The organism is Pseudomonas sp. CCNWLW23 (assembly GCF_037095675.1).
GTDB classification, from domain to species: Bacteria; Pseudomonadota; Gammaproteobacteria; order Pseudomonadales; family Pseudomonadaceae; genus Aquipseudomonas; species Aquipseudomonas atacamensis.
Window position 1 is genome coordinate 29505 of record NZ_JBAWKM010000005.1, and the last position, 24357, is coordinate 53861.

The window sequence follows — 24357 nt, forward strand, 5'->3', positions numbered from 1 at the left end:
ACAGCCCGGTGTTATATCACAGCGGCTCATTTTTCCGCCGCCCTCTGGAGAGTCGTCATGCCGTCGAACAGTCAATTGTCGCCCTGCTCCGTCCTGCTTCTGGCGGGTGGACGCGGCCAGCGCATGGGCGGTCAGGACAAGGGGCTTATCGAGTGGCTGGGCGAGCCTTTGATCGCGCATTTGCAGCGCAAGGTACGGCCGTTGACCGACGATCTGATCATCTCCTGCAACCGCAATCGCGAGCGTTATGCCGGGTTTGCCGATCAGTTGGTGATGGATGATGAAGGCGATTTCCCCGGGCCGCTGGCCGGTATTCGTGCCGGGCTGAAAGCGGCGCGCCATGCGCATCTGCTGGTGTTGCCATGTGATGTGCCGCGAATCGACGAGGCCTTGCTCGAAGACATGCTGATTACTGCCAATCTGCAACGTGAAAAACCTTTAATGCTGCGCCACGGCGAGCATTGGGAACCGCTGCTGTGCGTGATTCCCGTGGCGCTGTTGCCGGCATTCGAAGCAGCCTGGAATGCAGGCGAGCGCAGCCCGGGGCGGGTAATGCGCAGCCTCGGCGCCGTCGCATTGCAATGCCCTGACAACGACCCGCGACTGGCCAACCTCAACACCCCGGAATTGTTACATCTGCACAACACTGTGTCAGACTGACACTATCCAAGGAACTCTCACGCCTTGTTTACGTCTCAAGCTCAGTAACCAGAAGATTTCCCATTCGGAGACACACTCATGACTCAACGGACCCTCGCCACTTTCATGCTCGCACTGGGCCTGGCAACCCTCGCAGGTTGCTCCTCGCCAACAGTGATCACCTTGAATGACGGTCGCGAAATCCAGGCCGTCGACACCCCGAAATACGATGATGATTCGGGCTTCTACGAGTTCCAGCAGCTGGACGGCAAAGAGACCCGCATCAACAAGGATCAGGTTCGTACCGTTAAAGAGCTGTAAGGCTCCGCGTCGTTACCGGATACAGAAAAGCCCGCATTGTCATGCGGGCTTTTTCATGGGCGCTCGGAAAGCAGTTTCAGCATTACCACTGCAAGGTGATTTGACTCTCGAACTCCCGCAACTCACCGGTCACCGGGTCGATGAAGCGCAGGCCTTGCGCAAGCAGCTTCAACGGGTTGGCGTAATCGTCCTCGACATCTTTCAACACAGTCGGATAAAACGGATCGTTGCAGATACTCGCTCCCAGCGACGTCATGTGCACACGCAACTGATGCTTCTTGCCCGTCACGGGATACAGGCCATAGCGCCACAGATCACCATTTTTCTCACGCACCTCGACCGCCGTTTCGGTATTGCTGGCGCCAGGCCCCTCCTGCATGCGGAAGAACGGCTCGCCATCGACCAGGCGGCTCTTGTGCACCAGAGGGAAATTCAGCTCGGGCAATGCCGGGGCAATCGCTTCGTAGCGCTTGTCGATCTGCCGGGTCGGAAACAATGACTGATAGGCCGACCGGGTCTGCGGATTGGCCGAGAAGATCACCAGCCCCGCCGTATGCCGATCGATGCGGTGCAGCGGCACCAGATGCGGATTGTCCAGCCGACGGATCAGCCGCCGCAGCAGGGTTTGTTCGACATATTCTCCGGCCGGGGTGACTGGCAGAAAGTGAGGTTTGTCGGCCACCACCAAGTGTTCATCGGCATAGAGAATCGACTCGAGAACCGGGATCGGCTTTTCGTCCGGCACCTCACGAAAGTAATGAATGCGCAGCCCTTCCCTGTACGGCAAGTCCAGCGCAATCGGCTGGCCCTGCGCATCCAGCACCCGTCCGCGAGCAATCCGGTCAAGCCACTGTTCGCGGCCGATGGCACTGAAGTGCTCGCACAGGCAATCGAGTACCGTCAGCCAGGGACCGGGCGGCAAATACAAGGTGCTGGCCTGATTGTGCGCAGCGGAAAATACGGGACTGGACATACGAAACAGAAATCCTCAATGCAGGCCGGCATTATCCAACAGTGAGGCAAAGCCACCTAGCGCAGTTTGATCAGGCCGGAATCGACTTGAGGGCCGCCGCTTCGGTGAACTCCTTCAGCCAGCGCAAGACATCGACCGCCTCCCAGCGCCCCGGATCGTACAACGCGTATAACAGTCCCTGATAACCGACCACATCCAGCTGCTTGTGATAACCGGCGCGTTGAAAAAGGGCTTCGATTTCGGCAAAGCAGGTATTGAAATGCAGCTTGTTGAATGGCGTCTTGCCTTCCGTGACCAGCCCGTCCAGGCGCAATTCGAGGACGGCCTCGCGCACCACGTCCACCGACATCCGGTTAACGCTGCTCTTCAACTGTTCGACATTGACCACGGTTCATCCCTCTGACTCGATTGCTGTATGGACATACAGTAACCGAAGAATTCCGCGAGCGCCAACGCAAGGATGTATTGCTGCGACCAGCGGGAGAACGGTAGTGAAACTCATCATCGTAAAAACGCCGCGATTTCATCGCCACTGAACGGCCAATCCAGCTCCGCGCCCGTGTCGACCCGCCGCAGTACCGGGATGCGCAAGCTGTATTTTTCGAACCACGATTCGTCTTCGGCGATGTCCACCAGTTCAACCAGCAGACCATGCTCGACGAAGGGCATCAGCTCGGCTTCGGCGACTTCACACAGGTGACACCCGAGGGTGCCGAACAGCTGACATTCAGGAGGCATGACGGCATTACCGGAAAACAAGTGAGCCCATTCTAGGACGCCACTAAACCCTCGTCGACCCGGCGGCGCCCAAAGGACCCAGCGCTCCCGGCGCAAAATCCTGACGCAAATCATTCAGCGCAAATTGCAAATGCGTCATCCTCGCGGACTTTTTGCCTCTACGCTTCAGAGGCCAACGCCCTGACAGCGGAGTGTCCCGTGTTTGCAAATCTGTTGATCATCCTCGCCTCATCCCTGGTGGTGATTGCCCTGTTCCGGCGCCTGCGACTGCCGCCGGTGCTGGGTTACCTGTGCGTGGGATTACTGGTCGGGCCGAACGCATTCGACTGGGTCAACGAGAGCGAACATCTGCCCGATGTCGCCGAGCTGGGCGTGGTGTTTCTGCTGTTTTCGCTGGGTCTGGAGTTCTCCCTGTCGAAGATGATTGCGCTGCGTCAGGTGGTGTTTCGCCTCGGCAGTCAGCAAGTGCTGATCAGCACAGCGCTGCTCGGCACACTGTTGATGGGCCTGGGCATGCCGCTGATGCCGGCGCTGTTACTCGGCGCAGGGTTATCGCTGTCATCCACGGCGATCGTGACCAAGGAGCTGGGCAGTCTTGGTGAAGTATTCAGCAGCCACGGCCAGAACGCGGTCGGCGTGTTGCTGTTTCAGGACGTTGTCGCGGTATTGCTGCTGACACTGGTTCCGGTCTTCGCCGGCACCAGCGAGCAGGCCTGGTATTGGGCCCTGCCGTTGACCCTGGGCAAAACCGTGGTGCTGTTCTTCGGCCTGCTGCTCGCCAGTCGCTGGTTATTGCCACGGCTGTTTCATGAGGTGGCGGCCTCGCGCTCTGCGGAGCTGTTCGTCCTGCTGGCGCTGGTGATCGTGCTGCTGACTGCCTGGCTCACGCACTTGTTGGGGCTGTCGCCTGCACTCGGCGCTTTCCTCGCCGGCATGTTGCTCGGGGAAAGCCATTACCGGCACCAGATCGAAGCCGACATCCGGCCCTTTCGCGACATTCTGCTCGGCGTGTTCTTCGTCAGCATCGGCATGCTGATCGACCTGCAATTGTTCGTCAGTCACAGCCTGTTGATCATCGGCCTGACGCTCGGCCTGATGCTGATCAAGGGCATCGTGGTCGCGCTGCTGGTGAAGTGGCGCGGCAGTGACAGCGAAACCGCATGGCGCAGCGGCCTGGCCCTGGCCCAGGGTGGCGAATTCTGTTTTGCCTTGATGGCGCAGATGCAGCAGAACAGCCTGTTGCCGGCCGAACCGGGCGCCCTGCTGCTCGCGGCGACCTTCTGTTCGATGCTGCTCACGCCACTGCTGTTGCGTGCGGCGCCGCGCATCGCCGCCGTGCTGCACCGCAAGCCCAATCAGGAAGCGCAGATCGAACAGATCAGCGCGCTCAACGCCGACCTCGACCAGCACGTGGTGATCTGCGGCTACGGACGCGTCGGCCAATCCATCGGCCGCTTCATGGGCAACGCCGGGCAAGCCTATGTTGCGCTGGACAACGATCCGGTGCGGGTGCAGGAAGCCGCATCTGCGGAAAGCGACGTGCATTACGGCGACTCGGCGCGTGGCGATCTGCTTACTGCGGTTGGCCTGTTGCGCGCCAGGCTGCTGGTGATTGCTGTAGATCAGAGCGACGTGGCGTTGCGCATTCTGCGCGAAGCCCGCCGACTCAACCGACAGGTGCCCATTCTGGTACGCACCCGTGACGACAGCCAATCGGCGGAACTCAGAGCCGCCGGTGCCACCGAGGTGGTGCCGGAGCTTTTGGAGTCGAGCCTGATGCTCGCTTCACATGCGCTGATCATGCTCGGCCTGCCCGCGCACAAAGTGCAGGAGAAGGTCGATCAAGTGCGTATCGATCGCTATCGCCTGCTCCACGGTTTCTATCCCGGAGCCAATGATGAGGAAATCTAGTCCTGACTCACCGCGCCGATCTTGTGCAGCGACAGGTCGGCGCCGTAATACTCTTGTTCCTGACTCAGGCGCAGCCCATGCAATGCCTTGATCGTGCCGTAGACGACGAAACCGCCGACCAGCGCGACCGCGACGCCAAGCGCAGTGCCGATCAACTGGCTGATCAGGCTGACACCGCCCAGGCCACCCAGCACAGACTGACCGAAGATGCCGCAGGCAATCCCGCCCCACACGCCACACAAACCATGCAGCGGCCATACGCCCAGCACATCATCGATGCGCCATTTGACTTGGGCAGCGGTAAAGCACCAGACAAACAAGGCTCCGGCGATCGCGCCGGTTACCAGCGCACCCACCGGATGCATGAGGTCGGAGCCGGCGCAAATCGCCACCAGCCCGGCCAGCGGGCCGTTGTGCAGAAAGCCCGGGTCATTGCGCCCGACGATCAACGCGGCGACGGTGCCACCGACCATGGCCATCAGCGAGTTGACCGCGACCAGGCCACTGACACCTTGCAGGGTTTGCGCGCTCATCACGTTGAAGCCGAACCAGCCGACAATCAGGATCCACGAGCCCAGCGCCAGAAACGGAATGCTCGACGGCGCGAACGCGACCAGGCGCCCATCGCGGTAGCGACCATTGCGCGGGCCGAGCAGCAGAACAGCGGCCAACGCCAGCCAACCGCCCACGGCATGCACCACCACCGAGCCGGCGAAATCATGGAATGCCGCGCCAAACTGCGCCGTCAGCCAGCCTTGCAAGCCGAAGTTGCCGTTCCAGATCAGCCCTTCGAAAAACGGATAGATAAACGCCACGATCAGCGCCGTCGCGCACAACTGCGGGACGAAACGCGCGCGTTCGGCAATGCCGCCGGAAATGATCGCCGGGATGGCGGCAGCGAAGGTCAGCAGAAAGAAAAACTTCACCAGTCCATAGCCATGGTCTGCCGTGAGCACCGCTGCCGGTTGCATGAAGGTGACGCCATAGGAGATCCAATAGCCTATAAAGAAATAGGCCAGGGTCGAGACGGCAAAGTCGCTGAGGATTTTCGCCAGTGCGTTGACCTGGTTCTTCTGCCGGACCGTGCCGACCTCCAGAAAGGCGAAACCGGCGTGCATCGCCAGTACCATCACCGCACCGATCAGAATGAACAACGTGTTGGAGCTGTGAACCAGCGTGTCCACAGCGCTTTGCAGATTTTCCATGAAGAGGCAGACCCAAGGCTAAAAGGCACCAAAGCGGTTCATGCGGGCATTTCATGCACCAAATTACGACTCATCAGTCATACAACCGCAGGGTTGATGAACTGATTTGGCGCATATATCGATGCCCGATCACAAACGGCTAGCAAATGAATTAGAGTTTTTCTGCTCGGACGCCCGGCAACAGCGCACATACGCGGAGCGACGCACCACGACACAGCAAAAGTTGTACCAGGCATTTGCACTGAACCTTCGCGCAAGGCTCATACTCGAACGCTTCAAAGCCACCTACGGAGATCCACCCATGGCCAGCATCAAGGCAAAGACTGCTCAAGAAATCCTGATGAACGACTTCCAGACTCTGGTCGCCGACACCGAACGCCTGCTCGAGCACACCAAGACCCTCGCTGGTGATCAGGCCGATGAGCTGCGTGCCCAGATTCACGACAGCCTGCTGCGTGCCCGGGAAACCCTGAAAGTGACTGAAGACACCCTGCGCGAACGCGGTCAGGCGGCGGTCACCGCTACTGAAGACTATGTATCGGCCAACCCATGGCAATCGGTGGGCATCGCTGCCGGCGTCGGCTTTCTGATCGGCCTGCTGGCAACTCGGCGCTGATCATGTCGATCGGTGAATCCGGCCCGACTGCGGGCACCGCCTCCTCCACACGTCGCCTCGGCGCTGCCGTTCTGGGACTGCTGCACAGTCATGTCGAACTGTTCGGCATCGAACTGCAGGAGCAGAAATCACGCACTGTCAGCCTGCTGCTGTTCGCCGGCCTGGCGCTGGTGTTTGCCCTGCTGTTGCTGGTGGGTCTGTCCACGCTGGTGATGATCATCTTCTGGGACACCTACCGCCTGGCAGCGATCATCGGCCTGTGCGTGTTTTACACGCTGGCGTCGATCTTCTGCGGCCTGCGTCTCAAAGCGGCGATTTTCGATGAGTCCTCGCCTTTCCACGGCACGCTCGAAGAGCTGGCCAACGACCGGGAGCGCCTGCTGCCATGAGCCTGCCTGAACTTCCGCACAACAGCTCACGCCGGGAAATGCGCAAGGCGCTGATCCGCCTGCGCATGGAAATGCATCGTCAGGAAATCCGCCACGAGACCGCGCAAGTGTTGCAACCGTTGCAGCGCATGCGTGGCATGAAGCAGAACGTGCAGGATGGTTTTGGCATCAAGCACGCGCCGTTGTGGGGCGTGGCGGCGGTGACGCTGCTGGGTTTCCTCACCGGCAAAGGCTCGAAACGCAGCAGTGGTGGCGGTTTGACGCGACTGCTGCGTCTGGGCACGACGCTCGGGCCGCTGATCAGACTGGTAATGCACAGCTCGGGCAAACGCTGAAGCGCCCTTCTGGCTACATTCTTGCAATAGCGCCGGGATGAATCTCCTTATCGGGAGATTCCATCCCGCGTGCCTATCCGGCAAGCGCGGCCAAACCAAAAACAAGATTAAGGACTTGCCGTGATCGACGGGCAACCGCTCGCCTGTTTTCAGCCTTTTATCGATACCGCCACAGGCCGCATCGCTGGTGTCGAAGCACTCGGTCGCTTGCGCCAGAGCGATGGTCAACTGACCTCGGTCGGGCCATTGTTCGCCGACCCACGGACCCCGGCCACCGCCTTGCGCCGTCTCGATCGGCAGATCCGTGACCACGCCCTCAGCCGCCTGCATGAAGCGCCGGCGGAGTGGTTCCTCAGCCTGAACATGTCGCCACGCTGGATCAGTCGCCTGCGCGCCGATCAAGCGCTGCCAAGCCTCAAGCAACTGGCGCGACACCAGGTTGATCCGCAGCGCATCGTATTTGAAATCACCGAACTGGGCGGTAACAGCGAACGCCTGGCCCACGTGGTCGGGCGCTACCGTGACGCAGGGGCGAGAATCGCCATCGATGATTTTGGCGCCGGCTATTCGCAGCTGGATCGGGTACTGGCCCTGCAACCGGACATTCTCAAGCTCGACATGCGCCTGTTTCAGGCTGCGGCCCTCGGCGGACCGAGCAGTGACGTGGTCAAAGCACTTGCGCAGATGGCCGAAAAAACCGGCTGCTGGATCATCGCTGAAGGCGTCGAAACCGAAGCACAGCTGAATTTCGCCCTGGAGTGCGGCTCGCGCTACGTACAAGGTTTTCTTTTCGCCCGGGCGCAGGAAGACTTCTTCGCTACGGATGCTTTCGTCGCGCATTTCGCCCAACTCAGGCAGCGCTACGTAAAACAGAAACTCAGCGAGCGCGGAAGGCTGATGCAGATGCGTCAGCAGCTCAGCGAACTGATGGCGATTCTGCAGCAATGGGCCCAGGCCCGCGCCCCGCTCAGTGCATTGCCGCAATTGCAGGCGTTTCCCTGGCTGCTGCGCTTTTATCAGTGCGATCGCCACGGCACGCAACTGACGCCCAACCTCGAATGGCGCCATGACGGCTGGTTTGCCGATGACCGCTATCTGGGGCACAACTGGTCGTGGCGACCGTATTTCTATCATCTGCTGGCCGAAGGCTGGGAAGAACGCCGCCTGACCCTGTCGAACACCTATCGCGATGCCACCAGCAACCAGTATTGCCTGACTGCCGGACAGTTTTTCGATAACGGTGAACGCTTGCTGTTGATCGATATCGACGCAGCAGGCCTGTAGTTCTGCTTGCAGGCACAGGGCCGAACCGGGAAGCTAGGACGATCAGTCACCAGACGGAGAGATTCAGCCTTGGATTGGCCAACCCTGCTCAACCGCGAACGCCTCGGCAAACCGCTGCACAGCCCGCAAGAACTCGGCCGCAGCCCTTTTCACAAAGACCATGACCGCATCATTTTCTCCGGTGCCTTTCGCCGCCTCGGGCGCAAGACCCAAGTGCACCCGGTCACCAGCAACGATCACATTCATACCCGCCTGACCCACTCGCTGGAAGTCAGTTGTGTCGGCCGTTCGCTGGGCATGCGTGTCGGTGAAACCTTGCGCAGCGCGCTGCCAGACTGGTGCGACCCGGCCGACCTCGGCATGGTCGTGCAATCGGCCTGCCTGGCGCATGACATCGGCAATCCGCCGTTCGGCCATTCCGGCGAAGACGCCATCCGCCACTGGTTTCAACAAGCCGCCGGGCGTGGCTGGCTGGACGGCATGAGCGAGGCCGAGCGTGGTGATTTCCTCAATTTCGAAGGCAATGCTCAAGGCTTTCGCGTGCTGACGCAGCTGGAATATCACCAGTTCGACGGCGGCACGCGCCTGACCTACGCGACGCTGGGCACCTATCTGAAGTACCCGTGGACCGCGCGCCACGCCGACTCCCTCGGCTACAAGAAACACAAATTCGGCTGCTATCAGAGCGAGCTGCCATTGCTCGAACAGATCGCGCACAAACTCGGTCTGCCGCAAATCGAAGACCAGCGCTGGGCACGCCATCCATTGGTCTACCTGATGGAAGCCGCTGATGACATCTGCTATGCGCTGATCGATCTCGAAGACGGTCTGGAAATGGAGTTGCTCGAATACGCCGAAGTCGAGTCACTGCTGCTCGGTCTGGTCGGCGACGATTTGCCGGAAACCTATCGCCAGCTCGGCCCGCAGGATTCCCGCCGGCGTAAACTGGCGATCCTGCGCGGCAAGGCCATCGAGCACCTGACCAACGCGGCGGCGCGGGCATTTGTCGAACAGCAGGATGCTCTGCTCGCCGGCACGCTGCACGGCGATCTGGTCGAACACATGCACGGGCCGGCGAAGCGCTGCGTGTTGAACGCCAAGGACATCGCGCGCAAGAAAATCTTTCAGGACAAACGCAAGACCCTGCATGAGATCGGCGCGTACACGACGCTGGAGATCCTGCTCAATTCGTTCTGCGGCGCCGCGCTGGAGCAGCACAACGGTCGCACGCCGTCGTTCAAGAGCCGGCGCATCCTCGATTTGCTTGGCAACAATGCGCCGGATCCGCAGGGTTCGTTGCACAGTTCGTTTCTGCGCATGATCGATTTCATCGCCGGCATGACCGACAGTTACGCCAGTGACATGGCACTGGAAATGACCGGGCGTTCAAGTCACTGAGTCTTGAGGGGGCAGCCGGTCACTGATCTGACCGGCTGACCACCATGAGAGTTTTGCTGAATGCCCCTGTGAACCAGGTGAGATTCAACTACGCTTGACCCATTAACCCGATCAAATAAACACCGCTGATTAAACGCAACTTTAAACATCGACAAATAATTGAATATCAATATTGGCCTTCGGATCATTTCAATCTTCGGCCAATTGATTGCTCGCCCTTCCTTACGCCGAACCTAATTTCAACGTAGTCTCTTTCCTCATTACGCGTAGGATTAATCCGATAACGTAGTCGCGACACTACCAGTCCATGCGAGTGCTCATGCATCTGAGCTAAGGTGCGCGCTTTATTCATGCTTGCATGGGACTCTATTTATGAACTCCGTTTTTATTGTGGACGATCATCCGGTCATCCGCCTCGCCGTGCGAATGCTCCTGGAACATGAAGGCTACAAGGTCGTCGGCGAGACCGATAACGGTGTCGATGCCATGCAGATGGTCCGTGAGTGCATGCCCGACCTGGTCATTCTCGATATCAGCATCCCCAAGCTGGACGGCCTCGAAGTGCTGGCCCGCTTCAACACCATGGGTTCGAATTTCAAGATTCTGATTCTGACGGCGCAGTGTCCTACGCTGTTCGGCATTCGTTGCATGCAATCCGGCGCATCGGGATATGTCTGCAAGCAGGAAGACTTGAGCGAATTGGTCAGCGCAATCAAAGCGGTACTTTCCGGTTATAACTATTTCCCCAGTCAAGCGCTTAATCCGGTGCGCGCCGACGACACTCGATACGCTGAACTTGAACTGTTCAAATCCGTCAATGACCGCGAACTGATGGTATTGCAGTTATTTGCTCAGGGACGTACCAACAAGGAAATAGCCAAGGGCATGTTTCTGAGCAACAAGACCGTCAGCACTTATAAAAAGCGTCTGATGCAAAAACTCAAAGCCAGATCCCTTGTAGAACTTATCGAGATGGCCAAACGTAACGCACTCGTGTGAGACTCCGCATGCCCAGCCGTGTAAAGGACTACCTGATTGCCTTGAGCGCTGTTCTGTACCTGAGCGCCAATGCCCTCGCCGCGCCAAGCGCTTCACCGGACTATGCATTGCTCAGCCGCTCGGCCACCGAGGCCGTGCAAACTGTCCTGCAGCCGTCACAACGGCAATGGCTGCAGACTCGCAGCGAACTGAAACTGGGTACCTCCGCACCTGATTACCCGCCATTCGACATGACCGTCAGTGGCCAGGACTACGAGGGACTGACCGCCGATTACGCAGGGATTCTCGGTCAGGCCACCGGTTTGCCGATTCGCGTGCAACGCTTTCCCTCGCGCGAGGCTGCAATTCGCGCCTTGATCGATGGCCAGATCGACCTGCTTGGCACAGCCAACGGCTACGAAGCAGGCAATGCCAACCTCGCGCTTTCCAGACCCTATGCGGTCGATCAGCCGGTACTGGTAACCCGCGAGGACGAAACCCGCTCGCTGACCGAAGGCCTCGCCGGCCTGCGCCTGAGCATGGTGTATCACTACCTGCCGGTGCCCGAGATCAAAGCGCTGTATCCCAAAGCGCTGATCACTTGCTATCCGTCCTACCAGAACGCAATCAACGCGGTGGCCTTCGACCAGGCCGATGTGTTTCTCGGCGACACCCTCTCCACCCATTACATGATCAACAAGGGCTATCTCAACAATGTCCGTATGGCCAACTTCGGCAAGCAGGAAGCCCATGGCTTCAGCTTCGCCGTGCGGCGCAGCAATCCGCAGCTGCTGGGCATCATCGACACGGTGCTCGCAGCGATCCCGAGCAGTCAGCGCGACGACATCGCCAAGCGCTGGAGCGCCGGCAGCGACCTGCTGCTCACTGACAGAAAACTGCAGCTGACAGATCGTGAGGAAAAGTGGCTCAAGCAGCATCCCGTCGTCAGCGTGGTGGTCAATGAAGCTTACGCACCGTTGACCTTCTTCGACAGCGCCGGCAATTTCCGCGGCATCAGCGCCGACCTGCTCGAGCTGATCCGCTTGCGTACCGGCCTGCGTTTCGAGGTCCAGCGCAGCCGCAACGATGCGGAAATGATCAGGCAGATCGACAACCACAAGGCCGATCTGATTGCCGCACTGTTGCCCAGCGCCGAACGTGAAAAAAACCTGAGCTTCAGTCGCCCGTATCTGGAAAATTCCTACGTGCTGCTGACCCGCAAAAGCGCCGACAGCCCGACCAATCTGGGCCAACTCAAAGGCAAGCGTCTGGCGATCGCCCAAGGCAATCCGCTGGTCGCCTACTTGCATGAGAATTTCCCGGGCATCGAACTGATCGAAACCCCCGACACGTTCAGCGCCGTGTCGATGCTGGCCGACAACCATGTCGACGGTGCGGTGAACTCGCTGGTGATCGCCAACTATTTCATCTCATCGCGCATATTCGATCGGCCACTGCAAATCACCACCACGATCGGCACCAGTCAGGCAGCCTTCTCGCTGGCGACCGCCCGTGACAACACCGAACTGGCCTCGATCATCAACAAGGCGCTGCTGAGCATCGCTCCCGAGGAGCTCGGCGTGATCAACGGCCGCTGGCGCGGTTATTCCACGGCATCACAGAACATCTGGCAAAACTACCAGCGCCTGTTCTACCAAGTGGTCGCAGCCGCCGGTCTGATCCTGCTGCTGTTGTTGACCTGGAACGCCTACATGCGCCACCAGATCAAGCAACGCCAGGCTGCCGAACGAGCGCTGAACGATCAACTGGAGTTCATGCGCTCGCTGGTCAACGGCACGCCGCACCCGATCTACGTGCGAGATCGCCAGGGTCTGCTGCAAAGTTGCAACGACAGTTATCTCGAAGCGTTCAACGCCAGACGCGAGGACATCATCGGCAAAGGCGTGATGCAGGGCACCCTGAGCAACGCATGCGAGGCCGAGGCATTCCAGGCCGATTACCAGAGAGTCATTGCCGAAGGCATTCCGTTGATCCTCGACCGGCCCCTGCACATCGGCAGCCGCCGTTTGACGATTTACCACTGGATTCTTCCCTACCGCGACTCCAGCGGTGACGTTCAAGGGATTATCGGCGGCTGGATAGACATCAGTGAACGCCGCCAATTGTTTGAGAAACTGCGTGCAGCCAAAGAACAGGCGGACGAGGCGAACCGGGCCAAAAGTACCTTCCTGGCAACCATGAGCCATGAGATCCGTACGCCGATGAACGCCGTAATCGGCATGCTCGAACTGACCCTGCGACGCATCGATCCGCAACACCCCGATCGCGCATCGATCGACACGGCCTACCATTCGGCCAAGGATCTGCTCGGGCTGATCGGCGATATCCTCGACATTGCCCGCATTGAGTCGGGACGTCTGAGCCTGTCCCCGGAGTGGATCAATCTGGTCGACACGGTGACCTCCGTTGCACGCATCTTCGACGGCCTCGCGCGGCAGAAAAACCTTGTCTTGCAAGTCGTCTTCAACCCGCCGCACCCGGCTGTGGATGTACATCTGGATCCGCTGCGCTTCAAGCAGGTGCTGTCCAACCTGGTCAGCAACGCTATCAAGTTCACCGAAAGCGGCCACGTGCGGATCACCCTCGACCTGATCCCGGCAGATGCTGCTGGTCGAACATTGATGCAGCTGACCGTGCAGGACAGCGGCTCAGGCATCAGCGCCGAAGATCAACAGCGCTTGTTCGAGCCATTCTCGCAGGCGGAAAACGGCAGTCGGCAGGCAAAAAACGGCGCCGGACTGGGGCTGGTGATCAGTCGCAACCTGTGCGAAATGATGGGCGGACAACTGCAGTTGAGCAGCCAGCCCGGCATCGGCACTCAGGTGTGCATATCGCTACCGCTGGACAGCCTGCCGGCAAAGGCGAATCCGCCGAAAAGCGAGCCGTTGATCAAGCCTGCGACAACGCCGTTACATGTCCTGGTTGTCGACGACCATCCGGCCAACCGTCTGCTCATGTGTCAGCAACTGGAATTTCTCGGACATCGCTTCAGCATTGCCGAAGATGGCTGCAGCGGCCTTGAGCGGTGGAAGGCCGATCATTTCGATCTGGTGATCGTCGACTGCAACATGCCCTTGATGAACGGCTACGAGATGACCCGTGGGATTCGCCAGCTTGAACTGCAAAACCATCGCCCGCCGTGCACCGTGCTGGGTTTCACCGCCAATGCCCAGCCGGAAGAAGTCCAGCGCTGCAAGCTCGCCGGCATGGACGACTGCCTGTTCAAACCGTTGAGTCTGACCCTGCTCGGACAGTGGATCGACGGCATCACGCCGGCATCACCGGCCTCGGTGTTCGATCTGCAAAGTCTGAGCTTGCTGACCGGCAACAACCCGGCGCAGACCCGACGCATGCTGGTAGAGCTGCTCAAGAGCAGCCGCCTCGACCGCGAGGAACTGCTCAGGCTGTCGCCCGAGGATGATCGCGAAGCGCTGGCGGTGGTTGCGCACAAGATCAAGGGCGCAGCACGCATCGCGCAGGCCTCGCGGCTGATTGAATGTTGCGATGAGCTTGAGACCGCTTGCGAGCAAGCGCTCGCATCACAGGAGATTGCCCGTCGCTGGGCGGCAACCAGCCAGGCGATGCTCGAACTGGCGCAGGCCCTGCAGCAGCAATTGACCCTGGCCGATCAAGGCACAGTCAGCGAGTCTTAACTATGCTTGGACGCTGAGCAGTGAGTTAAACATTCATGGAGAGCCAGCAATGCACAGCCCACTGCGCCCCGAGCAACGCCGGTTGCCGCTGCACGTGCACATCAGCGTCATGTTCACCTTTCTTTTATTGCTCACGGGCGTGGTGCTGGGCCTGTTCAATTACCACCAGACCACGCAGATCATCCTGTCGAGCAGCGAAAAGCTGTTTGACCGCATCGAGCAGGATGTACGCCTCGATCTGCAGGCAACCTATCAGCCGATCCGCAACCTGCTGAGCCTGCTGGCGGACACCCCGGCGGCCCACGCGAGCGATCTGCAACAACGCCTGCCGTTGCTCAAACCCTTCAGCCAGTCGCTGACCGACAACCCGGCGCTGGCGTCGCTGTATCTGGGTTACGCCAATGGCGATTTCTTCATGGTGCGCGCGCTGCGCACGGCGGAACTCAAGACACAGCTTCAGGCGCCGGAAGCGGCGGCCTATCAGGTCTGGAGCATCGAGCACGAGCCGCAAGGCACTGTACGCTCGCAATCACTGTTCTTTGATCAGGCGCTGACGCCGCTCAGCCGCCGCGATCATCCAGGCGAGCCATACGATCCGCGCAGCCGGACCTGGTTCAGCGACGCCCTGCAACAGGCCGGGCAGATCACCACCGAGCCCTATGTATTTTTCTCGACCCACAATGTCGGCACCACGCTGGCCCGGCGCAGCGGCGAGAACGCGGTGATCGGCGCCGATCTGACCCTCGCTTCGCTGTCGACCGCCCTGGGCAAGCACCGGGTCACGCCTTCGACAGAGATCGCGTTGTACGACACCGACGGCAACGCCGTGGCCTATCACGACAGCCATCGCCTGATCGTCGATGACCGCACTGCGCGTCTGGCCAGAGCGGCCGATCTCAGCCCTGAGCTGAACGCGCTGCTCAGCTCCGACACTATCGGCAAGCGTCTGCAAGTAAACGATCGGCAATGGATCGTCGCGCGCACCAGCATCGAGGAAGGCGGGCCGAAAGGTTTGCAACTGGCGTTGCTGGTGCCGGAAGACGAATTGCTGGTGGACGCGTTCCGCATGCGCTGGCAAGGCGCGCTGATCACCCTCGCCATCCTGTTGCTGTGCCTGCCATTGGGCTGGGTGATTTCGCGGATTCTGGTCAAGCCGCTGCATGCCCTGGTCAAGGAAGCCGACGCGATCCGCAGCTTCGACTTCAGTTCTCCGCTGGCGCGCCGCTCGCCCGTACTGGAAGTCGATCAATTGAGCCTGTCGATGGCGCGGATGAAAGAAACCCTGGGCAGTTTCTTCCGCATCACCGACAGCCTTTGCGCCGAAACCCGTTTTGCCCCGCTGCTCGAACGCGTGCTGTTCGAAACCGTGCAGATCGCTCAGGCACAGGCCGGTCTGATCTACCTGCGCGAAGCCGACGGCGCGCGCATGGAGCCTTATGGACTGGTGATTGATGGCGTGCCGCAGAAGCTGGAGGCGTTCGACATTGAGGGACGTGAGCTGCACAAAAACACCGGCCCGGCGTGGTTCGAGCAACTGGCCAGCGCCAACAATACCGTCAGCCATCTGGGCTTCGATCAGGCCGGCGACTTGCAGAAAATCCTCCTGGCCATGGAATCACCGCGCATCCACTTGATCGGTATCCGCCTGCACAACCAGCACGATGAAACCATCGGCCTGCTGATTCTGCTGGTCAATGACAGCGGCGCGCCGGGCGACCTGGAAAAGCTGCGCCCCGACCGTATCGCCTTCTTGCAGGCGGTGTCCGGCGCGGCGGCGGTGAGCATCGAAAGTCAGCGTCTGCAAGCGCGGCAGAAACAACTGCTCGACGCCTTCATTCAACTGCTCGCCAGCGCGATCGATGCCAAGAGCCCCTACACCGGCGGCCATTGCCAGCGAGTGCCGGAATTGACGCTGATGCTCGCCCAGGCTGCTGCGGCAAGCCAGGACCCGGCGTTCAGCGCTTACCAACCGAGCGAGGATGAATGGGAGGCGTTGCACATCGCAGCGTGGCTGCACGATTGCGGCAAGGTCACGACGCCGGAATACGTAGTCGACAAGGCCACCAAACTCGAAACCATCAACGACCGCATCCACGAAATCCGCACCCGCTTCGAGGTGCTCAAGCGTGACGTGTGGATCAATTACTGGCAGACGTTGGCGAACGGTGCAGATGAAGCGGCGCTGGCCCGCGCCCGTGATAGTGAGTTGCTGATGCTCGACGACGACTTCGCCTTTGTCGCCCGCTGCAATCTCGGTGGCGAGGCCATGGCCGAGGCCGATCTGCTGCGCCTCGAGCAAGTCGCGCAACGCAGATGGCTGCGCACACTGGATGATCGCCTCGGTGTGTCATGGGAAGAAAACCGCCGCCAGGCAAAAACACCGGCGCCGACACTGCCCTTCAGTGAAACACTGCTGGCCGACAAACCCGAGCATCTGATCGAACGCGACAAGAACGAGCTGATCCCCGAGGACAACCCCTGGGGCTTCAAACTCGATGTACCCGCGTACAAGTACAACCGCGGCGAGTTGTACAACCTGAAGATCGCCCGTGGCACGCTGACCCGCGAAGAGCGCTACATCATCAACCATCACATGGTGCAGACGATCATGATGCTCAGCCACCTGCCCTTCCCCGGTCACCTGGACAGCATTGCCGAGATCGCCGGCGGTCATCATGAAAAAATGGACGGCACCGGGTATCCGAAACGGCTGAAACGCGAGGAGATGAGCCTGCCGGCGAGGATGATGGCGATTGCCGATATTTTCGAAGCGCTGACCGCCGCCGATCGCCCTTACAAGAAAGCCAAGTCGTTGAGCGAGGCGCTGGGGATCATGGCGACCATGTGCCGTGAAGCGCACATCGATACGCCGCTGTTCGGCCTGTTCATCAATGAGGGTGTGTACATGCAGTACGCGACGCGGTTTCTTGATCCCGCGCAAATCGACAGCGTGGATACGGCCAGCCTGCTGCACAAGGCTGGCCTCAGCGGTTGATCAGCAGTCGGTCAGGCGCAGGAAAATCGCCGCCAGTTGCTCGATGCCGGACTGATCCTCGGCGCCGAAACGCGCCAGCTTCGGGCTGTCGAGGTCGAGCACACCGATCAGGCGTCCGTCCTTGACCAAGGGCACTACCAGTTCGCTGTTGGACGCGCTGTCGCAGGCGATGTGGCCCGGGAAGGCATGTACATCCTCGACGCGCTGGGTTTGCAGGCTGGCAGCGGCAGCGCCGCAAACACCGCGCCCGAACGGGATGCGCACGCAAGCGATCTGACCCTGAAACGGGCCGAGCACCAGCTCTTCGTTGCGATTGAGGTAGAAACCGGCCCAGTTCAGATCATCGAGCTGGTTGAACAGGAATGCGGAAAACTGCGCGGCATTGGCGATGAAGTCGCGTTCGTCCGCCAGTAGCGATTCCAGTTGCGCGGCCAACATACCGTAGCCTTCGAGGCCCTGGCCGCTTTGTTGCAAATCAATCATGCCTTGTGCTCCAGCAATTTCAGTCCCACCCAGTAACGGGCGAATTGATACGCGCAACGTCCGTTGCGATTACCGCGGCCGGTGGCCCAGCGCACGGCGAGGATGTCCAGTGCTTCGTCGCGCTGCCAGCTCAGGCCGGCCTTGGCGGCCAACTGTCCGATCCAGTGCTCGACGACGTTTAGAAAATGTTCCTGGGTAAACGGGTAGAACGACAGCCACAGACCGAAACGGTCGGACAGGGCGATCTTGTCTTCCACCGCTTCGCTCGGGTGCAGTTCGCCGTCGACGCGCTTCCAGTTTTCGTTGTCGCTTTCCTTTTCCGGCACCAGGTGGCGGCGGTTGGAAGTGGCGTACAGCAAGACGTTGTCGGGGGCCTGCTCGAGCGAACCGTCGAGCACGCTTTTCAGCACGCGGTAGTCGCCTTCGCCGGATTCGAACGACAGGTCATCGCAGAACAGCACGAAACGTTGCGGCAATTTGGCGACTTGCTCGACCACCCGTGGCAGGTCAGCCAAGTGATCGCGTTCGATCTCGATCAGACGCAGGCCGGCACCGGCGTGCTCGGCCAGCAACGCACGCACCAGCGAAGACTTGCCGGTACCGCGCGAACCCCAGAGCAAGGCGTGGTTGGCCGGCATGCCATCAAGAAATTGTTGTGTGTTGCGCCCCAACTGCTCCAACTGCCGGTCGACGCCGATCAGGTCGGACAGACGCATGTCGAGGCTGACTTCCAGCGGCAACAGGTAGCCGCTGCGACCGTCACGCTGCCAGCGCGCTGCCAGGCATGTGTTCCAGTCAATGACGGGGCGCGGTGCCGGCAACAGTGGTTCGATTCGCGCCAGAACCGACTCGGCGCGTTCAAGAAAAGCATTCAATCGGGAATCCACGTCTTCTCCTCGGGCACTTTCACAGTGATGATGACGATCCAGCGACGACACACAGATAAAATCGCCTCAGCAAGCCTTGTTACAAGGCGATTCGGGAACCTCGGTATCCCTGCATGATCGACTATGCTTGAGCAGCGAAGGGAAACGGAAGTGGTTCAACAACCCATGGATATCAAATTCACCCACCGGCTGTCTTACAAGCAAGCCAGGCTTACCGTGCTGGTCGGGTTCATTCTGGGCACCCTGCTCAGTCTGCTGCAGATCGGCATCGATTATGCCAGCGAAGACGCTTCCATCAACCGGGAAATCCTCGCACTGCTGGAAATCAGCCACAATCCGGCCTCGCGCATCGCCTACAACATCGATGCCGAACTGGCGCAGGAGCTCACCCTCGGCCTGCTGCGCTCGCCGGCGATCATCGCCGCGCAATTAATCGACAACAACGAGACCGTCCTGGCCAACGTCAAACGCCCGGAACTGCAGAGCAGCTATCGGCTGATCAGCGACTTCCTGTTCGGCGCCAAGCGTCATTTCGAAGATCGCCTGTACCTCGACCATTTGCCCAACGAATCCCTCGGCGTCCTCAAACTGGAAGTCGACACCTACGCCTTTGGCAGCCGCTTCTTGCGCCGCGCGGAAGTCACCCTGCTCAACGGTTTCGCCCGCAGCCTGCTGCTGACCGGGATCCTCCTGGCGCTGTTCTACGTGATGCTGACCAAACCACTGGTGCGGGTCATCCGTGAGCTCAGCGGCCGCGACCCGCGCAGCGCCGAGCCGACCACGCTCGAGTGCCCGGCCGGCCACGGCAACGATGAAATCGGCGTGCTGGTCAAGGTCGCCAATCAGCAGTTCGAAAACATCGCCACCGAAATCCAGCAGCGGCGAACCGCAGAAAACCGCCTGACCGAATACCTCGCGCAACTGGAAGACATCGTCTCGGCGCGCACCGCCGAGCTCAAGGCAATCAACGCCCGCCTCAGTCAATCCAACGAAGAGCTCGAAGTGGCCCGCCGCACTGCGCTGGACATGGCCGAAGCGCGTTCGGCGTTTCTGGCCAACATGAGCCATGAAATCCGCACACCGCTCAACGGTCTGCTGGGGATGATCGCACTGTCGCTGGATGGCCCGCTCAACGCCGAGCAGCAGCAACAACTGTCGATCGCCCACGACTCGGGCAAGGTGCTGGTGGAACTGCTCAACGATATTCTCGACCTGTCGAAATTCGACGCCGGGCAACTGGAGTTGGAAAACATCCCGTTCGACCTCGGCTCGCTGATCGAAGACACCGCCAACCTGCTCTCGCAGAACGCCGCGCCGAGCGTAGAGCTGACCTGCCTGATCGAGCCGCACTTCCCGGCGCTGGTGCTGGGCGACCCGACCCGAGTGCGGCAGATCGTCAGCAACCTGCTGTCGAATGCGCTGAAATTCACCCGTTTCGGTCGGGTCGATGTGCGCCTGTCGGCACACAAGGGCGGCGTGCGCATCGAAGTCTGCGACACCGGCATCGGCATCGCCCAGGAAGCGCAGGTGAAAATCTTCCAGCCGTTCACCCAGGCCGGCGCTGGTATCACCCGTCAGTACGGCGGCACCGGGCTGGGGTTGGCGCTGACATATAACCTGTGCGAAGCGATGCAGGGGCGCCTGACCATCAGCTCCGAAAGCGGTTTTGGCAGCCAGTTCTGTGCCGAGCTGCCACTGCCCTGCCACACTCGCGCCCTCCCTCCGCTGCCGTTACGCGGCAAGGTTCTCGCCATCACCGCTGCCAGCAGTGGCCTGGCGGAATTGCTGAAAAGCCTGTTGCCGGTGTGGGGCCTGGAATACACGCAGCGCACCATCGATGATTCGCTGCTGGGCCTGAATCCGGATGTGCTGATCACCGATTGTCCGGAATGCCTGTTCGGTTTACGCCCGAGCATCACCGCGCCGATTCTGCTGGTGACTGCTTACGGCAGTTTTCTGCCCAGCGAAGAAGCCGCCGCCCTCGCCCCCTTGCAGCAGCAGGCCCGGCCGCTGGCGCGCAACGCGCTGTACCAGCATCTGCGACGGATTCTGCAACCGGAGGTCGCCGCCCTCACCGAAGCGCAAGCGGACGCCTCGCCGTCCGCGCGTCGGGGCAAGGTGCTGCTGGTCGAGGACAACCCGGTCAATCAACTGGTGGCAAAAGGCATGCTTGGCAAGCTTGGCTGCGATGTGGTGGTGGCGGGGCATGGCGCCGAGGCGCTGGATCAGCTGGAGTTTGCCGATTTCGATCTGGTGCTGATGGATTGCAATATGCCGGTGATGGATGGCTATGAAGCCAGTCGGCAGATTCGCCAGAGCGGGCGCTGGCCGAATCTGCCGATTGTCGCGCTGACCGCCAATGCCATGTCCGAGGAACGCGAACGCTGCCGCGCGGCGGGCATGAGTGACTATCTGGCCAAACCGTTTCGCCGCGAAGAACTCGCCGCGCTGCTCGATCAGTGGATGCCGACTACGCCAGCGCTTTGATTTGCCCGAGCAAGTGATCGAGGCCGGCGCGCAAATCATTGAGTCGGTCCAGATCAACGCCACTGTCGCAGAGCAGGCGCGCTTTCAGCGGACCGACCCGCTCGCGCAATGCGGCTCCGGCAGGCGTCAGGCTCAGATGCATCTCACGTTCGTCGCGCGCCGAGCGCCGACGCCGGACCAGATCGATCTGCTCCAGACGCTTGAGCAATGGCGTCAATGTCCCCGAGTCCAGCGCCAGACGTTCGCCCAAGGCCTTGACCGTCGGTTGCTCCGGCGCAGCATCCTGCCATTCCCACAGCACCAGCATCGCCAGGTACTGCGGGTAGGTCAGGCCCAACTGATCGAGCATCGGCTTATAGGCGCGAATCACCGCCCGCGAGGCCGCGTACAGCTTGAAGCACAACTGGCTGTCGAGCTTCAGCGAGTCACCCGGCTGGCTCATTTCAGCAAAGCTTCGATCTCGCCGCTCAGGTCCTGCGGTTTGGTCGTCGGGGCGAAACGCTTGACCAACTGGCCATCCTTGCCGATCAGGAACTTGGTGAAGTTCCACTTGATGCCCTGCGAGCCGAGCAGGCCCGGGGCGCGCTTCTTCAACTGCACGAACAGCGGGTGAGCATCGGCGCCGTTGACGTCGATCTTCTTGAACAGCGGGAAGCTGACGCCGAAATTCAGCTCGCAGAACTCGCTGATGGCGCCCTCATTGCCCGGCTCCTGCTTGCCGAACTGGTTGCACGGAAAACCCAGTACCACCAGCCCCTGGTCCTTGTAGGTCTGCCAGAGTTCTTCGAGGCCCTTGTATTGCGGAGTGAAGCCACACTTGCTCGCGGTATTGACCACCAGCACCGCTTTACCGGCGAAATCGGCCAAGGTCTTTTGCTCACCCTTGATGGTGGTGCACGGAATATTCAGCAGGTTGTCGCTCATGGGTCGGCTCCGCAATGGTGAGGAAGGCGCAAACATAACGAGCAATTGAATTGCGTGCAATCTAATTGCTCGATAAAAAGGCGACGCAATGTCGCCTGTTTCGGTTATTCGCGCGGCTCGAGATTCAGGCACACCGAGTTGATGCAATAACGCAGGCCCGTCGGTGGTGGGCCATCCGGGAACACGTGGCCCAAGTGCGCATCACAGCGCGCGCATTTCACTTCGGTGCGGATCATGCCGTGACTGGTGTCGCGGATCTCAGCCATCGCGCTATCGCCGATCGGCGCGTAAAAGCTCGGCCAGCCACAGCCGGAGTCGAATTTGGTCTTGGAATCGAACAGCGGCTCGTTGCAGCAGACACAGTGGTAGACACCGTCGGTTTTGGTGTCGTTGTATTTGCCCGAGAACGGGCGCTCGGTGGCACTCATACGGCAGACGTTGTACTGCTCGGGGTCGAGCATGGCACGCCATTCTTCCAGGGTTTTCTGCAACTTTTCCATCATCACACCTCAGCGGCTGAAAAAGCCCGATCTGTACCTTTTCCACGGATCGGGCGGCACGTATGATTGCGCCTCGTCACGCGCCAGTCTGGCAGCCAGACCGGGCGCATTCAAACGGATTCTGAGCGCTAAAGCGCCAGACCTCCGCCTGTGCGAAGACGCAGCAATCCCAGTACGGTTGTCCATTTGCCGCCTGGATCGTTCATTTTCGGGATCACATCGCCATGCAGTTCAGCAAATCGAACAAGCTCGCCAACGTCTGCTACGACATTCGCGGCCCGGTGCTCAAGCACGCCAAACGACTGGAAGAGGAAGGCCAGCGCATCCTCAAGCTGAACATCGGCAACCCGGCGCCGTTTGGTTTCGAAGCGCCGGACGAAATCCTCCAGGACGTGATCCGCAACCTGCCGACCGCGCAGGGCTACAGCGATTCCAAAGGCCTGTTCAGCGCGCGCAAGGCGGTGATGCAGTACTACCAGCAGAAGCAGGTTGAAGGTGTCGGCATCGAAGACATCTACCTGGGCAACGGTGTGTCCGAGCTGATCGTGATGTCGCTGCAGGCGCTGCTCAACAACGGCGACGAAGTGCTGGTGCCAGCCCCGGACTATCCGCTGTGGACCGCTGCCGTCAGCCTCGCTGGCGGTAACGCTGTGCATTATCTGTGCGACGAAGGCGCCGACTGGTTCCCGGATCTGGCCGACATCAAGGCCAAGATCACCCCGAACACCAAGGCCATGGTGATCATCAACCCGAACAACCCGACCGGTGCGGTGTACTCGAAGGAAGTGTTGCTGGGCATGCTGGAAATCGCCCGGGCTCATAATCTGGTGGTGTTCTCCGACGAGATCTACGACAAGATTCTTTATGACGACGCCGTGCACATCTGCACCGCTTCGCTGGCCCCGGACCTGCTCTGCCTGACCTTCAACGGCCTGTCGAAATCCTACCGCGTGGCCGGTTTCCGCTCCGGCTGGATCGCCATCTCCGGGCCGAAACACAACGCGCAGAGCTACATCGAAGGCATCGACATGCTGGCCAACATGCGCCTGTGCGCCAACGTGCCGAGCCAGCACGCGATCCAGACGGCGCTGGGCGGCTACCAGAGCATCAACGATCTGGTGCTGCCGCAGGGTCGCCTGCTGGAGCAGCGCAATCGCACCTGGGAGTTGCTCAACGATATTCCCGGCGTCAGCTGCGTGAAGCCGATGGGCGCGTTGTACGCGTTCCCGAAAATCGACCCGAAGGTCTGCCCGATCCATAACGACGAGAAATTCGTGCTTGATCTGCTGCTTTCCGAGAAGCTGCTGGTGGTGCAGGGCACGGCATTCAATTGGCCGTGGCCGGATCACTTCCGCGTGGTCACCCTGCCCCGCGTCGATGATCTGGAAATGGCCATCGGCCGCATCGGCAACTTCCTCAAGTCCTACCGCCAGTAATGGGCCAGCAGTGCGCAACGGATTGGCTGTTGCGCACTGTCTGATTCAGCAACACATCTTTGTTCCGCGCCTTTGCAGCCCTTCTACACTTGCGATGCGAGCCGTACAGACGTATCTGACCTAATGGCGGCGGGGCGAAAGGCTGTGTCATCCGTGTCGGAATCGAGGGTGGGAATTTTCTTTT

At 60.3% G+C, this 24357-nt stretch carries 22 protein-coding genes; 13 read left to right on the forward strand and 9 right to left on the reverse strand.

The genetic code is table 11. The annotated features are described in order from the left end of the window. Window positions 1-57 precede the first annotated feature (57 nt). Together mobA and V8J63_RS08960 are read left to right on the forward strand one after the other, a co-directional pair. The gene (mobA, locus tag V8J63_RS08955) at window positions 58-660 is read left to right on the forward strand and encodes a molybdenum cofactor guanylyltransferase MobA (RefSeq protein WP_125926331.1); all 603 of its coding nucleotides are present in this window, start codon (window positions 58-60) and stop codon (window positions 658-660) included. 78 nt (window positions 661-738) lie between these two features. Beyond that, on the forward strand, window positions 739-960 hold the full coding sequence (locus V8J63_RS08960; RefSeq protein ID WP_016770600.1) for a YgdI/YgdR family lipoprotein: 222 nt from the start codon (window positions 739-741) through the stop codon (window positions 958-960). 82 nt (window positions 961-1042) lie between these two features. On the opposite strand, the gene V8J63_RS08965 is transcribed toward V8J63_RS08960, so the two are convergent. The 3 genes from V8J63_RS08965 to V8J63_RS08975 form a co-directional block, all read right to left on the reverse strand. Further along, a complete protein-coding gene (locus V8J63_RS08965; protein WP_130903338.1) occupies window positions 1043-1933 on the reverse strand; it encodes a pseudouridine synthase in 891 nt (296 codons plus the stop codon). Between the two features lie 70 nt (window positions 1934-2003). Next, window positions 2004-2321, reverse strand: a complete 318-nt coding sequence (locus V8J63_RS08970) for a hypothetical protein (RefSeq protein WP_016770837.1) — start codon at window positions 2319-2321, stop codon at window positions 2004-2006. A gap of 113 nt (window positions 2322-2434) precedes the next feature. Next, window positions 2435-2671, reverse strand: a complete 237-nt coding sequence (locus V8J63_RS08975; protein ID WP_016770838.1) for a glutaredoxin family protein — start codon at window positions 2669-2671, stop codon at window positions 2435-2437. Between the two features lie 198 nt (window positions 2672-2869). On the opposite strand from V8J63_RS08975, the gene V8J63_RS08980 reads away from it, so the two are divergent. Further along, entirely contained in the window at window positions 2870-4582 is a 1713-nt protein-coding gene (locus tag V8J63_RS08980) for a cation:proton antiporter (protein ID WP_016770839.1), read from the forward strand. Here V8J63_RS08980 and V8J63_RS08985 read toward each other — a convergent pair. Further along, window positions 4579-5787, reverse strand: a complete 1209-nt coding sequence (locus tag V8J63_RS08985; RefSeq protein ID WP_336463910.1) for an ammonium transporter — start codon at window positions 5785-5787, stop codon at window positions 4579-4581. The two genes, V8J63_RS08980 and V8J63_RS08985, sit on opposite strands and share 4 nt — an antisense overlap. Window positions 5788-6088: 301 nt before the next feature. On the opposite strand from V8J63_RS08985, the gene V8J63_RS08990 reads away from it, so the two are divergent. The 8 genes from V8J63_RS08990 (at window position 6089) to V8J63_RS09025 (ending at window position 17456) form a co-directional block, all read left to right on the forward strand. After that, window positions 6089-6403, forward strand: coding sequence for a DUF883 family protein (locus tag V8J63_RS08990; RefSeq protein WP_016770842.1), 315 nt, complete (start codon window positions 6089-6091; stop codon window positions 6401-6403). A 2-nt stretch (window positions 6404-6405) separates the two neighbouring features. Continuing rightward, on the forward strand, window positions 6406-6792 hold the full coding sequence (locus tag V8J63_RS08995) for a phage holin family protein (protein ID WP_008079909.1): 387 nt from the start codon (window positions 6406-6408) through the stop codon (window positions 6790-6792). Further along, complete coding sequence (locus V8J63_RS09000; protein WP_016770844.1) at window positions 6789-7127, forward strand: hypothetical protein; 339 nt, start codon at window positions 6789-6791, stop codon at window positions 7125-7127. The genes V8J63_RS08995 and V8J63_RS09000 overlap by 4 nt, the downstream gene beginning before the upstream one ends. Window positions 7128-7247: 120 nt before the next feature. After that, window positions 7248-8411: an EAL domain-containing protein gene (locus V8J63_RS09005; RefSeq protein WP_125926334.1), complete on the forward strand. Its 1164-nt coding sequence runs from the start codon at window positions 7248-7250 to the stop codon at window positions 8409-8411. A gap of 69 nt (window positions 8412-8480) precedes the next feature. Further along, window positions 8481-9809 carry a deoxyguanosinetriphosphate triphosphohydrolase gene (locus tag V8J63_RS09010; protein ID WP_016770846.1) on the forward strand — a complete coding sequence of 443 codons (1329 nt, stop codon included), beginning with the start codon at window positions 8481-8483 and terminating at the stop codon, window positions 9807-9809. Between the two features lie 372 nt (window positions 9810-10181). Beyond that, complete coding sequence (locus V8J63_RS09015; protein ID WP_016770847.1) at window positions 10182-10808, forward strand: response regulator transcription factor; 627 nt, start codon at window positions 10182-10184, stop codon at window positions 10806-10808. 8 nt (window positions 10809-10816) lie between these two features. After that, window positions 10817-14461 (forward strand): transporter substrate-binding domain-containing protein, encoded by a 3645-nt coding sequence (locus V8J63_RS09020; protein WP_336463911.1) that lies wholly within the window; start codon window positions 10817-10819, stop codon window positions 14459-14461. Window positions 14462-14510: 49 nt separating this feature from the next. Further along, the gene (locus V8J63_RS09025; RefSeq protein ID WP_336463912.1) at window positions 14511-17456 is read left to right on the forward strand and encodes an HD domain-containing phosphohydrolase; all 2946 of its coding nucleotides are present in this window, start codon (window positions 14511-14513) and stop codon (window positions 17454-17456) included. Here V8J63_RS09025 and V8J63_RS09030 read toward each other — a convergent pair whose 3' ends face one another. Continuing rightward, window positions 17457-17939, reverse strand: coding sequence for a GAF domain-containing protein (locus V8J63_RS09030; protein WP_130887914.1), 483 nt, complete (start codon window positions 17937-17939; stop codon window positions 17457-17459). After that, window positions 17936-18826, reverse strand: a complete 891-nt coding sequence (locus tag V8J63_RS09035) for an ATP-binding protein (protein WP_041478431.1) — start codon at window positions 18824-18826, stop codon at window positions 17936-17938. The genes V8J63_RS09030 and V8J63_RS09035 overlap by 4 nt, the downstream gene beginning before the upstream one ends. A gap of 165 nt (window positions 18827-18991) precedes the next feature. Here V8J63_RS09035 and V8J63_RS09040 point away from each other — a divergent pair, with 165 nt between their 5' ends. Beyond that, window positions 18992-21313, forward strand: coding sequence for a hybrid sensor histidine kinase/response regulator (locus V8J63_RS09040; protein WP_130887913.1), 2322 nt, complete (start codon window positions 18992-18994; stop codon window positions 21311-21313). Here V8J63_RS09040 and V8J63_RS09045 read toward each other — a convergent pair. The 3 genes from V8J63_RS09045 to msrB all read right to left on the reverse strand — a co-directional run bounded on the left by V8J63_RS09045 (window position 21297) and on the right by msrB (window position 22737). Beyond that, complete coding sequence (locus tag V8J63_RS09045) at window positions 21297-21755, reverse strand: MarR family winged helix-turn-helix transcriptional regulator (RefSeq protein WP_130887912.1); 459 nt, start codon at window positions 21753-21755, stop codon at window positions 21297-21299. The two genes, V8J63_RS09040 and V8J63_RS09045, sit on opposite strands and share 17 nt — an antisense overlap. Further along, on the reverse strand, window positions 21752-22237 hold the full coding sequence (locus V8J63_RS09050; protein WP_016770854.1) for a glutathione peroxidase: 486 nt from the start codon (window positions 22235-22237) through the stop codon (window positions 21752-21754). The genes V8J63_RS09045 and V8J63_RS09050 overlap by 4 nt, the downstream gene beginning before the upstream one ends. Before the next feature lie 104 nt (window positions 22238-22341). Beyond that, on the reverse strand, window positions 22342-22737 hold the full coding sequence (gene msrB, locus V8J63_RS09055) for a peptide-methionine (R)-S-oxide reductase MsrB (protein WP_323164641.1): 396 nt from the start codon (window positions 22735-22737) through the stop codon (window positions 22342-22344). Window positions 22738-22961: 224 nt separating this feature from the next. On the opposite strand from msrB, the gene V8J63_RS09060 reads away from it, so the two are divergent. Continuing rightward, complete coding sequence (locus V8J63_RS09060) at window positions 22962-24173, forward strand: pyridoxal phosphate-dependent aminotransferase (protein WP_016770856.1); 1212 nt, start codon at window positions 22962-22964, stop codon at window positions 24171-24173. Window positions 24174-24357 lie beyond the last annotated feature (184 nt).

Excerpts from the sequence above, each read along its gene's own strand:
- mobA (WP_125926331.1), top strand. The coding sequence starts at position 58 with ATGCCGTCGAACAGTCAATTGTCGCCCTGCTCCGTCCTGCTTCTGGCG.
- V8J63_RS08960 (WP_016770600.1), top strand. The coding sequence starts at position 739 with ATGACTCAACGGACCCTCGCCACTTTCATGCTCGCACTGGGCCTGGCA.
- V8J63_RS08965 (WP_130903338.1), bottom strand. The coding sequence starts at position 1,933 with ATGTCCAGTCCCGTATTTTCCGCTGCGCACAATCAGGCCAGCACCTTG.
- V8J63_RS08975 (WP_016770838.1), bottom strand. The coding sequence starts at position 2,671 with ATGCCTCCTGAATGTCAGCTGTTCGGCACCCTCGGGTGTCACCTGTGT.
- V8J63_RS08985 (WP_336463910.1), bottom strand. The coding sequence starts at position 5,787 with ATGGAAAATCTGCAAAGCGCTGTGGACACGCTGGTTCACAGCTCCAAC.
- V8J63_RS08990 (WP_016770842.1), top strand. The coding sequence starts at position 6,089 with ATGGCCAGCATCAAGGCAAAGACTGCTCAAGAAATCCTGATGAACGAC.
- V8J63_RS08995 (WP_008079909.1), top strand. The coding sequence starts at position 6,406 with ATGTCGATCGGTGAATCCGGCCCGACTGCGGGCACCGCCTCCTCCACA.
- V8J63_RS09000 (WP_016770844.1), top strand. The coding sequence starts at position 6,789 with ATGAGCCTGCCTGAACTTCCGCACAACAGCTCACGCCGGGAAATGCGC.
- V8J63_RS09015 (WP_016770847.1), top strand. The coding sequence starts at position 10,182 with ATGAACTCCGTTTTTATTGTGGACGATCATCCGGTCATCCGCCTCGCC.
- V8J63_RS09020 (WP_336463911.1), top strand. The coding sequence starts at position 10,817 with ATGCCCAGCCGTGTAAAGGACTACCTGATTGCCTTGAGCGCTGTTCTG.
- V8J63_RS09025 (WP_336463912.1), top strand. The coding sequence starts at position 14,511 with ATGCACAGCCCACTGCGCCCCGAGCAACGCCGGTTGCCGCTGCACGTG.
- V8J63_RS09030 (WP_130887914.1), bottom strand. The coding sequence starts at position 17,939 with ATGATTGATTTGCAACAAAGCGGCCAGGGCCTCGAAGGCTACGGTATG.
- V8J63_RS09040 (WP_130887913.1), top strand. The coding sequence starts at position 18,992 with ATGGATATCAAATTCACCCACCGGCTGTCTTACAAGCAAGCCAGGCTT.
- V8J63_RS09045 (WP_130887912.1), bottom strand. The coding sequence starts at position 21,755 with ATGAGCCAGCCGGGTGACTCGCTGAAGCTCGACAGCCAGTTGTGCTTC.
- V8J63_RS09050 (WP_016770854.1), bottom strand. The coding sequence starts at position 22,237 with ATGAGCGACAACCTGCTGAATATTCCGTGCACCACCATCAAGGGTGAG.
- msrB (WP_323164641.1), bottom strand. The coding sequence starts at position 22,737 with ATGGAAAAGTTGCAGAAAACCCTGGAAGAATGGCGTGCCATGCTCGAC.
- V8J63_RS09060 (WP_016770856.1), top strand. The coding sequence starts at position 22,962 with ATGCAGTTCAGCAAATCGAACAAGCTCGCCAACGTCTGCTACGACATT.